Here is a 12,194-nt window from a genome sequence, read left to right as displayed (position 1 = left end):
ATGGCGCGGTGGAACCACACTGATCCCTTCCCGAACTCAGAGGTGAAACGCTGCTGCGGCGACGATAGTTTGGGGGTAGCCCTGCGTGAAAATAGCTCGATGCCAGGTTTATTTTTTAACAACGAAAAACCCTTCTCTATGAAATAATCGAGAGGGGTTTTTTATCATTTATAAAAGCAATTTTAGTCTCAAAACCACTTTATATTAAATAAATTGTCAACCCACTTCTTAAACCACCTATCCTTCCCCATGATAGATTTGCCGATGAGATGAGATGGACAATCTCCTATATCCATACTGAAGAACCACCATAATTGAATCAGAAGTTACAATTTTGTGAGGATATGAAAAGCAGTATTGCATTTCCAATTATTCATATAGTTGATAGCTTTGTTTTTCTTGTTTTTCGGTAATTTTTGTTATTGCTTATGAAAAGCATTGGTAACAATAATTTCAGGATATCCCAACCGACGTTAGTATTCAGAATATTTCTATACTGCACCTGAACGATCCATTTTAAAACCATATACATAAATATCCGCAAATTTATAGCGTTTATCTCTTTCGCGCCATTCAATAATACCAATTTCAGTTAAAAAAGAAGTAAACTCTTCAAAATCTGCTATATCCTGTGCTGATTCTTGCCATATACTATGTAATTCTTCTTTAGGTAAAAGGGCTGATTTCTGCTTGAGAGAATCAAAAAATTTAATTAAATGACTATATTCATTTTTGATTTCATCACATCTTTTTTCAGATGCTTTTTTCAATCCAATTTCTAAAGATTTACTGCGTAATAAACGATCTGTTGGTGGTTGAATTGATGATTTTCCTTGATAGCTTAATTCTTGTTCCTTTGCACCTGTTAATAAGATACTTAAACTACGAGGAAAAGTAGTACCACTAGAATCAGTTAATCTTTCATAAGCCCATCTAGATACATATTTAGCTTTGTTCCCTGTTCTGCGACGACTTCCCCAAAGTAATTCTAATGCTTTATCAATTGCATCTTCACTAGATTGATCAATACTTTCTACAGCAATAGGAGAAAACCTATCTACTAAATTCTTAAAATCTGGAGATTGTATTGATTGACGCAAAGCTAATCTTAAAAAATCAACCCTAGTCCATTGTAAAATAATATCGCGTCCAGTAAAATGACTTTTATTGTCAAAAATTAACCGATTCCATATATCTTCTCTCAAGAAAATCTTAAATCTAATTTCTGTTAGGCGATTTGCATCACAAGATTGAACTAATTGAAATAATCCAGATAATGCCGATTGTCTTACTTCTCCTGCTTCAGGAAAATCTTCATCTAAATCATCATAAAGAAACCAGATTTTCTGAGATTTATTTTTGGCTTCTTCATGAATAATAATGTTAATGGCATCTTTAACTATTAAACGTAGTTCAGAGTTGGTAGATAATTCTAACAAAGCTGAAGTATTTTCAGATTGCCATATTTCTGGATGCAAATTAGTGAAAATTGATTTGATGGTAGTAAATTTTTCACTTTTCCTTCCTTTAGGAAAGATAAATAATTTTTCTTGATAACATCTAAGTAATAAATAAGCTCGCCAAAATGCTTCCCAAGTGCCACTATTGTTCTGTAAATGTTGATGAATAATCTGAAACTCATCACGAGTCGGACGACTTTCCTGATATCTACCATGTGCAGACAAAAATACAGTATTATCTAATCTACCATGAGCTAGTTTTTGAGCATCACTTTTATATTTGAGAAAAAACCAATATAGAGCAGTTTTACCTGTTCCTTTTCTACCTCTAATTAAACAAGTTGCATGATCTAAAAATTTCTCAAAATCATTGGTACGCTGGAATAGGAGGTTGAAATTTTGTTTTTTATCTGTATCCGCAGCATTTACTTCAGGAAATTGCAAGCTTTCGATAATTTTCCAGCGTGTTTCTGAATTAGTTAAAATATTTGTTCTTTCAATTTCGTCAGTTTCTTCATCAATTAAATTGACAATTTTATTATAGTAATCTAGTAAAGCTCTTACAGGGTAATTATCAGCTAAAGCAATGGGTTGAAGATAGGGAATTACTAAAGGTTCTGGTATTTCTAATTGATCATTATCATCTATTTCAGATTCTTCATCTGTAGATATTTTTATTTCATCTAGTAAAGATTGATAAATTTCCTTTACCTTGTCAAGTTTGCTAACATCAGGAACAGGAGAAAACACAAAATTAATTGATAATTTATTAAGGTTTTGAAGTGATTGTAAAAGCAGTTTTATTCCCTGTTTATTTTGTTCATTAGGAAAAAGAAAAATAACCGCATCATCAGCAGCTTGAATTAATGATAAAGCTCCCCATTGATTAATTCCCGTTCTCGAATCAATTAATATAACATCAGGTTTTAATTGTTCGTCAATTTCGCACTTGAAAACGGACCAAAGATTTTGATCCCCATCAATAATAGTATTAGCATGAAGATCATCAACCTTAGCAATATAATCAAGACTAAGACAACCAGCAGGAACAACAAATAATCTTCCTTTAGCGTTAGGTATTCTTACTTCACCAAATATTTCAGTAATGGAAATACTCGCTTTTATTCCTTCTGGTAAATAGGAACGTTCATAAAAATAGTCAACAATTCCATATTTTGGTTGTGGTTGTAGGTTAAATGCTGTACTTAAACCAGGCGCTTCTAAATCTAAATCTACAGCTACAACTTTACGTCCTCCCATTGCTAAAATCCAAGCAACATGAGTTAATGCCGTAGTGCGTCCTACTCCTCCTTTAAAGGAATAAAATGTTACGGTTCTAGGTAAACTAAGTTCACGTTGGGGGAAGGTTAATTGATTTTGTGGGTTTGCTGCTTGAATAGCTAAATCTTGCCAAGTTTTGATTGTATTTACATCAGAAACTTCTGGAGGTGAAAGATTAAGAGATTTAGCTTCTTCAGGTGTATATAGGGAGAGAAAACCAGGAGATAAATGAGGAACTTGTGATTTAAGTAAGTTAGAAATTTGTTCTTGACGTTGAGAAATAGATAAACCTATAAAGCGATCGCTGACAATAGTCAAATTCAATAAACCGGATGTAGAAATATTTACATCAACCCATTCTTGTGACTTTTCTACATACTGGTTTTTAATTCCCTGTTTTAGTAAAATCTGCCAATTTTCCTGCATTTGATCACCTTTTTAAAGTTGAGTAGCTTGCTTCAGTAACCAACTTTTGATACTTGTGTATGCGTGTAACCAGATTTTGTAATTTTGCTCATCAGGTTCAAGACTAGAATAACGCATATCTATGAAATGTTGACCCATTGGATTTTCAACTTGATCAAGCCATTTTCTCACTTCTGAATTATTATCAACTCTAGATTTTAGTTTATTGTGTTTTTTTAGAAGTTCTGCATAAGTATGTGTGATCAAGTTGTGTGTAACCCCAGGTAGAGTCTTACAAATAATTGCTTTTAGTAAACACTCAACAGTTATACCACCAAAGTGCATAGCCCCAACCTTTCTTACGGGGGTTAATGTTTGAGTATCAGTATGGCGCTCCATAAAAGCTGCCTGGTAATCTTCCATACTTGTTAGACTTAAAATTCAAGCTTTATCAGTAATCAGTATATTATTAAATTAGGATTTTTGAGCTAAAAATTGACCATTAACAACAAAAAACAGCCTGATGAAATTTTATCTGTAAGTTGAATTGAAACTCAATATTCTCTCCGCGCCTCTGCGCCTCTGCGTGCAAAAAACAGCCGCCCCTTGCGGAAGCGGCCATTATTTAAACTAGGAAAACTACGAAAAGATTTTAGTAGTCGTAATCTCCGCCACCCATACCAGCGCCAGCAGCGGGAGCGCCATCTTTAGGTTCTGGCTTGTCAACAACGATACATTCGGTTGTCAACACCATACCAGCGATAGAAGCCGCATTTTGCAGAGCAGAACGAGTTACCTTAGCGGGGTCAACAATACCAGCAGCCAACATATCTACAAATTCGTTGGTAGAAGCATTGAAACCAATATTGAAATCCTTCTCTTTGACTCTTTCTGCAATTACAGCGCCGTTTTGACCAGCGTTTTCTGCAATTCTCTTCAGAGGAGCAGGTAAAGCGCGAGCCACGATTAAAGCACCAGTCAATTCTTCATCTTTGAGGTTACTGTGCGCCCAAGCTTCCAATACAGGAGCGAGGTGAGCCAAGGTTGTACCACCACCAGGAACAATACCTTCTTCTACAGCAGCCTTGGTAGCGTTAATAGCATCTTCCAAGCGGAGTTTCTTGTCCTTCATTTCGGTTTCGGTAGCTGCACCAACTTTAACTACAGCTACACCACCGGACAATTTAGCCAAACGCTCTTGGAGTTTTTCTTTGTCGTAGGAAGATTCAGTTTCTTCCATTTGACGACGGATTTGTTCGCAACGAGCCTTAACACTAGCTTCATTACCTTCAGCCACAATGGTGGTGCTGTCTTTGGTAATGGTGATGCGGCGAGCTTTACCTAAGCATCATAAGGAAAATTATGTGCAATTTTAAGGCAAGCTAGGATTAAAGCGGATAAGTTTCTTGAAAATTAAATTCTCTCCAATTAATCGCAATATTCATTATTCATGTATGTTTTAAATAACGAATTTAGCTGAAATTTTACTTCCTCTTTTCCTAATACTTTTTCAACCAAACACCGTCGGGTTAAAGACTGTATAATTTGCAAAAATCTAGCATTTGATACTTCAATATCAGCGGGTTTTTGGAAAATATCTATAGGTTCATTTTGTGTTGCTAACCAGTTGATAACCTTATTTTCTAATTCTGATAAACGTTCTAAATGATTTTTTAAAAGTGCTTCTATATCTCCTAAAAATAGATCATCATTATCTGTTAGAAATAGGGATACTTTACCATTAAAAAATTCTATTATAGTCAATATAATGATATTTAACCAACCAGGATGACCTTGATAAAGTGTTATTAATTCATCCCATTTATCCTCATCTTTTAAGCCTTTATCTCTGAATATTGCTTTAGCATCTTCTTCTAATCCTTGAAGATATAATGTTTTTGTGTATTTGTTTTGAATTTCTAAAATTTCTATATCTGGGGGTTTTGCTGAACTAATCAAAATTAAACAACTTTGATGAGATGAGGTGGCAACTTTATGAAAGAATTTACTATAATCCTTGTATTCTGTTAAATATTGACCTGCTAAGTTACCAAATTGAAAAATATTATCCACATCATCAATGATTACTAAACAACGAGATGAATTGAAATAATCTATGATTTCAGGTAATGGGTTTTGTGATTGAGAAAAAAATTGTTTCAGTTCATCTTTAAGAGTTATCAGTTGAGGAAAATTATCAAGACTTCGATAAATAATATAATCAAATTCTGTTTCAATTTCTGAGATTAATTTTAGAGTTAATGCGGTTTTACCAATTCCAATTAATCCATAAATTGTGATTAGTCTGGTTTTATTTTCTAATATCCATTCTTTTAGGGTAGCAATTTCTGAATTGCGTCCATAATTGTAGTTTAATTCTGGGGCTTTTGTTAAGTCAATTATTGGGATTTGATGTTTGGGTTTAGGAGGTTTAAAATGCTCTTTTTTATTATTTACAATTGGTGAAGACTTATCACAAATATTAATATTTCCTTCACCATTAACTTGCACACCAAAATTATCCCTTTGAGAAACACGATATTTCTTTTCTACTCTAGAACGAAAATTATCTTTATTCAGGTCTTCTCCTAATGATTGTCCTAGTTTTTTCCATAATTTAGCCGCTTCTTTTTTGATATGAGATTCACTGCAATTATTAAATCCTACAGCTATTTGCCAATATTTCTGACCTTCCCAAACACCTTTGAGAATTGCTTCCTCTACAGGAGTTAGATTTTCACTAGTCGTCTCACAAATTAAATTATCAGCGTATTGTAAAATATCCTCAATATTATTCATCTGTAGTTACCTCATGATACTTAAGATACTATACTATAATATACTAAGTTTGTGTTAAATACTGCCTAAATTGTGTACTAAATCCTACTATGGTCTAGAAATGGGAAGATACAATATTGTGTATGAAGTAAATAAACTTCAAAATTAGCTTATTTATTTCTGTTTCTAGTCGAGTAAATACTTTTATGATCATCGGAGAAAAAAATGAAACCCAATAGATTTAAAAAATCTTTACAATTATGTGTCCTAGCAAGTCTTAGTTTTTTATACGTTGAGCCATCGTTAGCTCTGACGATTAATTTTCAAGGCATAGATTTTTATCTTGATACTAGTTCTCAGAATTGTTTCGTTCTTCAGAATGGTATCTGGAATCAGGTAGGAACTCTTCAACAGTGCCTAAACTATATTAATCGAAATAATTCTTCAACTAGTAATCGAAATAATTCTTCAACTAGCAATCGAAATAATTCTTCAACTAGCAATAGCTCTACCTCTCAAAACAGGAGAAGTCAGCCAAGGAATACTCAAACGTACTACTGCTCAACAATTGGACAATATTGTTCTTATGAACAATATTTACTTGATCAGCAATACAAACAGGAATTGAATAATAAACTTGACGATGCGGCTCGTTTTGGCAGATAAGGATCACTTGAAATTTTTTGCCCTCCCGTAATGGTTTAATTAACTAAGTATGTCGGTTGAGTAAAATGGCAACAAATATCATTAAAACTTCCATGATATTGATTTCGTTTTACCCAACGATTTGCTATTAAGTAATTGGACAAAATTAATTACACAAAAATCTGGGCTGAAATCCTTGACTGGCAAAGAATTGGTAAATAACCAATATGTAATTAATTCTGTCGTGGTACTTATAAAAGTAACTAAACTTGTCCTACAAAAAATCTTATGCCATCACCTAAGATTATTGAAATTGAACAAATATTACAAACTTACTCCATTGAAGATAAACAATGGTTATTACAACAGTTAATTCAACAACTGAGATTAAATAATCAAGATAAACCACCAGTAAATTATAAACAACAAGCAAAAGAGATTATTATAGAAACTATCAGTGAAGTTTTAGCTTTATCCAATGACTGCGAAGAAGAAGTTTGGCAAAAATTTTATGCAGCAAGTGGAAGAATATCGGCAAAATTAAATGAATCTGATTTCTTATAATGTCTTTTCAAAAATTTAATTCACAAAAAATTAAACAATTGGAACAACTTTCTTCACAATATGCTCCTTCTTCGTTGCGTTTAATATAATTGCTCATGTATTTAATAGCTTTCCTTGTGTGTTTTTATGATATAATAGTCAATCAAGATTATAAGTATACCAACAATGGAAAAATTACTAAACATCCGTATTGAGAAACTACCAGAAGGTGTTTATTTAGCTACCTCTGATGATTTACAAGGGTTAGTTGCTCAAGGAAGAACTGTAACGGAAACATTAGAAATCGCTCGTGATGTGGCCAAAAAGTTATTAGAAGCGCAAAATCAAGATATAGAACTGAGTTATTTGCAACCCATAACTGAGCAGTTTACCTATCCTTTAGTTGTAGGATATTAGTCAAGTTATGGGTAGGTTATCTGGATTTAGTTATCGGGAAATTATTAAAATTCTCAAAAAATTTGGGTTTAGTTTTTATCGTCAGGCCGCAGGAAGTCATGAAATTTGGTTGAATCCTGAAGCTAATCTTTATATTACTATTCCTAACCATTCTGGTGATATGCCAGAGGGAACATTGAGGGCAATTTTGAAACAAGCTGGGATTAAACCTGATGATTTCCTTCAAAGTTAGATTATTTTTAATTAAGCAAAAATTAACCAATTTTCTAACTGCAAATCTTTAACTCTAGTTAAATCAGAATCGTGAGAAACTAAAACTAAATTATGAATAATAGCAGTAGCAGCTATCAAAATATCTGCGTCCTGAATAATTTTACCTCTGTTTGTTAAATCAGCATGAATTTCGGATGCTTTTTCAAATATTCTCAGATCATCTAAAAACAAAATAGGATAATCTTGACAAAATTGTTGAAACCAAGCCAACTTCTTGGTCGCATTACTTCTTAAAAGTCCTCTTTGAATTTCATAATAAGTTATGCCACTAATACCGATAAATTCACCTTGACGACGTATTTCTGTAATTTTCAATGCCACTTCAATATTCTGTTTTAGTGAGGCTGAAACAATATTCGTATCTAGTAAATAACCCATTTAACCCCCACGTTTTACAGATTCATCAAAAATTTGCATTTGCTCTGGAGTCAAATCATTTAACATTCCTGAAACTAAATGTAAAGATAAAATACTTTTAATCCGTTTCGTTAATTCCCCCTGAGAGATATGATTAACATCAGGGACAGCAATAGGATCAAAATTACGATTAATCACTTCAATCATTTTCTCTCTATCTAAGTTTTCTTGATAAAGAGGATTATTGTCAATTAAAGTTCTGACAATTTCGGGTAATTTTTGATAATTAGATTGATGATTAATAATTTGAGTCATAGTTAAACCTCTTCAAAATAATATCGTTGTTGGACAACCTGAGTCCTATTATAGCAGCTACAATATCCCTGAAAAAGTAGGAATTAACAAAAAATAGTTATCGGATAGCTAAGAGAATGGAAAATCACTGAAATGACATGATAATATTCATTCTGTCCCAATATAGTAATATTAGTTAATGGTAAAACTCTACTATCGCGGCATGACAGACGAAGATGGCAAGCCCAAAATCGGTCGAAGTGCCAGACTATTAGGAGTTAGACTGGGTGATATTGATATAAATATCAAGCGAATGCCCGTAGATAGTCTAGATGAGCAAGGCTATTTATTACCAGAGTCAGAGCGTGAGTTTCAAGGTGAGCTTGTTGATGTTGCCATTGTAAATACAGGGGGAATGTCCGTTTCTCTGTCCATTGAAGGTTTACCAGCACCTCGCAAACCTGCTAAATTTGGTGGATATGGAAAAGATCCCCTGTGGCAAATTGATGACAGTAACATCACTGGAGATTTACAAGCTGTTCAGGATAGCCCAACCCACGTTAGCATTTCGCCAAGAGTTACAATGTCACTAGAAAGGTACGAATTAGCCTTGGCAAACACCCAAGATGATTGGGAAAGAATTGATTAGAACTAAACAGGAGGTAGGTATGGCATGGATATTTAGTTTATCAGCAGAGTGTGGCTCTGATGAAAGCAGTGCTAAGGAATTTGCTCAATATTTTGGGGAAATAAGAGGATATCAATGGGTACTCATAAATCGTAGTACTTATGTGTTTCGCACGTGTCGCACAGACATTTTTCAAGATATAGAAAACAATTGGTGGTGTCGGGTTTACCCTGAACGGGTTTACTCAGATAATGTTAGCGAAGTGGGAATATATAGCCCTGAAAGTGCTTATTTAATGACAGAGTTAGGTTTGTTATTCTATGAAGCTCTAAAGTTTGATTCTAGCTTTCGTTATGCTTTAGTTGGTGTAGAAGTTGATGAATTTAGAACCTATAGTGAACTAATAGAAGATTTACCTAATTTATCTATTCCAGGATTAGTTTTATCTACAGCACTTGCAGAAGAAGTAGAAACATTACCAGGTTTCCAACCATTTAGTTCTGGTTATGTTTGGCAACCTTACAAAGGGGAAGTTTATAATCCATTAATGACATCTCCAGAATTACAGCGGTTTCCGATTTGATGAAGTACAAAGCTGAATCATGAAACTCTTGTGGTGCGGGCATCTTGCCCGCTAGATATGTACCTCATAACACCGGTAAGTGCTGTAAAAAATAAGCTTGATGAACTTTTAGCTGTAAGTTGAACTTAAACAAAATCTTCTCTCTGCGTCCTCTGTGCCTCTGTGGTTCGATGTCCAAAAAAAAACAGCCGCCCCCTTACGGAAGCGGCCATTATTTAAACTAGGAAAACTACGAAAAGATTTTAGTAGTCGTAATCTCCACCACCCATACCAGCACCAGCAGCAGGAGCGCCATCTTTAGGTTCTGGCTTGTCAACAACGATACATTCGGTTGTCAACACCATACCAGCGATAGAAGCCGCATTTTGCAGAGCAGAACGAGTTACCTTAGCGGGGTCAACAATACCAGCAGCCAACATATCTACAAATTCGTTGGTAGAAGCATTGAAACCAATATTGAAATCCTTCTCTTTCACTCTTTCAGCAATTACCGCGCCGTTTTGACCAGCGTTTTCAGCAATTCTCTTCAGAGGAGCAGGTAAAGCGCGAGCCACGATTAAAGCACCAGTCAATTCTTCATCTTTGAGGTTACTGTGCGCCCAAGCTTCCAATACAGGAGCGAGGTGAGCCAAGGTTGTACCACCACCAGGAACAATACCTTCTTCTACAGCAGCCTTGGTAGCGTTAATAGCATCTTCCAAGCGGAGTTTCTTGTCCTTCATTTCGGTTTCGGTAGCTGCACCAACTTTAACTACAGCTACACCACCGGACAATTTAGCCAAACGCTCTTGGAGTTTTTCTTTGTCGTAGGAAGATTCAGTTTCTTCCATTTGACGACGGATTTGTTCGCAACGAGCCTTAACACTAGCTTCATTACCTTCAGCCACAATGGTGGTGCTGTCTTTGGTAATGGTGATGCGGCGGGCTTTACCTAGACTTTCTAGCTTAGTGGTATCTAGTTTCAAACCAGCATCTTCGGTGACAAGTTGACCACCAGTTAAGACAGCGATATCTTCTAGCATAGCCTTACGGCGATCGCCAAAACCAGGAGCTTTGACAGCAGCAACGTTAAGAACACCGCGTAAACGGTTAACTACCAAAGTTGCTAAAGCTTCTTTTTCGATGTCTTCAGCGATAATTACCAAAGGACGGCCGGAACGAGCTACTTGTTCGAGGACAGGAACTAAATCTTGGACTAAAGCAATCTTCTTGTCAGTTAACAAGATATAAGGCTCATCAAAAACGGTTTCCATCCGTTCTGCATCGGTAGCGAAATAAGGGGAAATATAACCCTTATCAAAACGCATCCCTTCGGTGATTTCTAATTCGGTGGTCATAGACTTCCCTTCTTCTAGGGAAATTACGCCTTCTTTACCCACCTTGTCCATAGCTTGAGCAATCATGCTACCGACTTCTTCATCATTACCAGCAGAAATGGCCGCAACTTGAGCGATCGCCTTAGAATCTTCTACAGGACGAGCGTGTTCAGCAATTTTTTCCACTAAAAACGCAGATGCTTTATCAATACCGCGCTTCAATAAAATTGCATTAGCACCAGCCGCAACGTTCCGCAAGCCTTCCTTAACGATAGCGTGAGCTAAAACGGTAGCTGTGGTTGTACCATCACCAGCAGCGTCGTTAGTTTTAGAAGCAGCTTGACGAATGAGAGCCACGCCGGTATTTTCGATATGGTCTTCTAATTCAATTTCCTTAGCGATGGTGACACCATCATTCACGATTTGTGGTGCACCGAATTTCTTTTCTAGAACCACGTTCCGACCCTTAGGACCAAGGGTAACAGCCACAGCTTCAGCCAGAATATCAATACCACGCTCTAGAGCGCGACGGGCGTTTTCGTTGTAAATAATGCGCTTTGCCATAATAAGTCTAAATCCCGATAGTAAATTGAATTTTTGTGGTTGTCTGGAAATTGGTGAGTGGTGAACAGGTAATTAGGAAAACTCCCTACCCATCACCCATAGCCAATTAGTTGACGATTGCTAAAATGTCTTTTTCAGAAAGCAGTACATATTCATCTGTACCCAGCTTGATATCAGTGCCAGCATACTTGGAATACAACACTTTATCGCCAACATTAATGTCCATTGTTTGACGAGTACCGTCGTCATTACGCTTGCCAGGTCCAACAGCGGCGATTTCGCCTACTTGGGGTTTTTCCTGGGCATTATCGGGCAAATACAAACCGCCTGCGGTTTTTTCTTGGGGGGCGCTTACTTTGATGAAAACGCGATCGCCCAAAGGCTTAACGGTGGAAACGCTTAGAGATACAGCTGCCATAGAAATTTTTGCTAAATTAGCACTCTCGACTCATGACTGCTAATTTAGCGAAAGATGGGACATAATAGCAATCATGACTCATGTACGGGTTTCCGAACTAAGGGTAGGGTAGCGATACTTACAGCAGTTTGAGATCAAAAGCGGTACAAAGATGGTAAACTTTAAAGATGGAAAAAAAAGAAAATAATTGAGATATATATGGCAGCAGCATATTCGACTGATATAAGACAAA

The 12,194-nt window shown here is 35.8% G+C and carries 12 protein-coding genes, 1 rRNA gene and 1 pseudogene; 6 read left to right on the top strand and 8 right to left on the bottom strand.

Annotated features, from left to right (window positions below):
• Positions 1-108: ribosomal RNA gene (gene rrf, locus H6G44_RS19395) — 5S ribosomal RNA — on the top strand; the annotation flags it as partial.
• A 383-nt stretch (positions 109-491) separates the two neighbouring features.
• On the opposite strand, the gene H6G44_RS19390 is transcribed toward rrf, so the two are convergent.
• The 4 genes and pseudogenes from H6G44_RS19390 to H6G44_RS19375 form a co-directional block, all read right to left on the bottom strand.
• Entirely contained in the window at positions 492-3,167 is a 2,676-nt protein-coding gene (locus H6G44_RS19390; RefSeq protein WP_190388194.1) for a P-loop ATPase, Sll1717 family, read from the bottom strand.
• A gap of 12 nt (positions 3,168-3,179) precedes the next feature.
• On the bottom strand, positions 3,180-3,569 hold the full coding sequence (locus H6G44_RS19385; protein WP_190388193.1) for a hypothetical protein: 390 nt from the start codon (positions 3,567-3,569) through the stop codon (positions 3,180-3,182).
• Positions 3,570-3,798: 229 nt separating this feature from the next.
• A pseudogene (locus tag H6G44_RS19380) lies at positions 3,799-4,491 on the bottom strand (TCP-1/cpn60 chaperonin family protein); the annotation flags it as partial.
• Between the two features lie 83 nt (positions 4,492-4,574).
• Positions 4,575-5,945 (bottom strand): ATP-binding protein, encoded by a 1,371-nt coding sequence (locus tag H6G44_RS19375; protein ID WP_190388192.1) that lies wholly within the window; start codon positions 5,943-5,945, stop codon positions 4,575-4,577.
• Between the two features lie 912 nt (positions 5,946-6,857).
• Between H6G44_RS19375 and H6G44_RS19370 the strand changes: the two genes are divergently transcribed.
• The 3 genes from H6G44_RS19370 to H6G44_RS19360 all read left to right on the top strand — a co-directional run bounded on the left by H6G44_RS19370 (position 6,858) and on the right by H6G44_RS19360 (position 7,761).
• Positions 6,858-7,133, top strand: a complete 276-nt coding sequence (locus H6G44_RS19370; protein ID WP_190388191.1) for a hypothetical protein — start codon at positions 6,858-6,860, stop codon at positions 7,131-7,133.
• Between the two features lie 165 nt (positions 7,134-7,298).
• Positions 7,299-7,529, top strand: coding sequence for a type II toxin-antitoxin system HicB family antitoxin (locus H6G44_RS19365; RefSeq protein WP_190388190.1), 231 nt, complete (start codon positions 7,299-7,301; stop codon positions 7,527-7,529).
• Positions 7,530-7,536: 7 nt separating this feature from the next.
• Positions 7,537-7,761 carry a type II toxin-antitoxin system HicA family toxin gene (locus H6G44_RS19360; protein WP_190388189.1) on the top strand — a complete coding sequence of 75 codons (225 nt, stop codon included), beginning with the start codon at positions 7,537-7,539 and terminating at the stop codon, positions 7,759-7,761.
• Positions 7,762-7,772: 11 nt separating this feature from the next.
• Here the strand turns inward: H6G44_RS19360 and H6G44_RS19355 are convergent, their stop codons facing one another.
• Both H6G44_RS19355 and H6G44_RS19350 read right to left on the bottom strand, forming a co-directional pair.
• On the bottom strand, positions 7,773-8,180 hold the full coding sequence (locus tag H6G44_RS19355) for a type II toxin-antitoxin system VapC family toxin (RefSeq protein WP_190388188.1): 408 nt from the start codon (positions 8,178-8,180) through the stop codon (positions 7,773-7,775).
• Positions 8,181-8,474: a hypothetical protein gene (locus H6G44_RS19350; RefSeq protein WP_168359673.1), complete on the bottom strand. Its 294-nt coding sequence runs from the start codon at positions 8,472-8,474 to the stop codon at positions 8,181-8,183.
• A gap of 178 nt (positions 8,475-8,652) precedes the next feature.
• Between H6G44_RS19350 and H6G44_RS19345 the strand changes: the two genes are divergently transcribed.
• Both H6G44_RS19345 and H6G44_RS19340 read left to right on the top strand, forming a co-directional pair.
• The gene (locus H6G44_RS19345; RefSeq protein WP_190388187.1) at positions 8,653-9,102 is read left to right on the top strand and encodes a Tse2 family ADP-ribosyltransferase toxin; all 450 of its coding nucleotides are present in this window, start codon (positions 8,653-8,655) and stop codon (positions 9,100-9,102) included.
• A gap of 19 nt (positions 9,103-9,121) precedes the next feature.
• Positions 9,122-9,664, top strand: coding sequence for a hypothetical protein (locus H6G44_RS19340; protein WP_190388186.1), 543 nt, complete (start codon positions 9,122-9,124; stop codon positions 9,662-9,664).
• Between the two features lie 242 nt (positions 9,665-9,906).
• Here H6G44_RS19340 and groL read toward each other — a convergent pair whose 3' ends face one another.
• Positions 9,907-11,544: a chaperonin GroEL gene (groL, locus tag H6G44_RS19335; protein WP_190388185.1), complete on the bottom strand. Its 1,638-nt coding sequence runs from the start codon at positions 11,542-11,544 to the stop codon at positions 9,907-9,909.
• A gap of 106 nt (positions 11,545-11,650) precedes the next feature.
• Entirely contained in the window at positions 11,651-11,962 is a 312-nt protein-coding gene (groES, locus tag H6G44_RS19330) for a co-chaperone GroES (protein WP_027403125.1), read from the bottom strand.
• Positions 11,963-12,194: the final 232 nt, after the last annotated feature.

The sequence above is a fragment of the Aphanizomenon flos-aquae FACHB-1287 genome (assembly GCF_014698755.1).
GTDB classification, from domain to species: domain Bacteria; phylum Cyanobacteriota; class Cyanobacteriia; order Cyanobacteriales; family Nostocaceae; genus Dolichospermum; species Dolichospermum flosaquae.
Note: the sequence above shows the minus strand (reverse complement) of the source record. Positions and strands in the feature narration are given on the sequence as shown.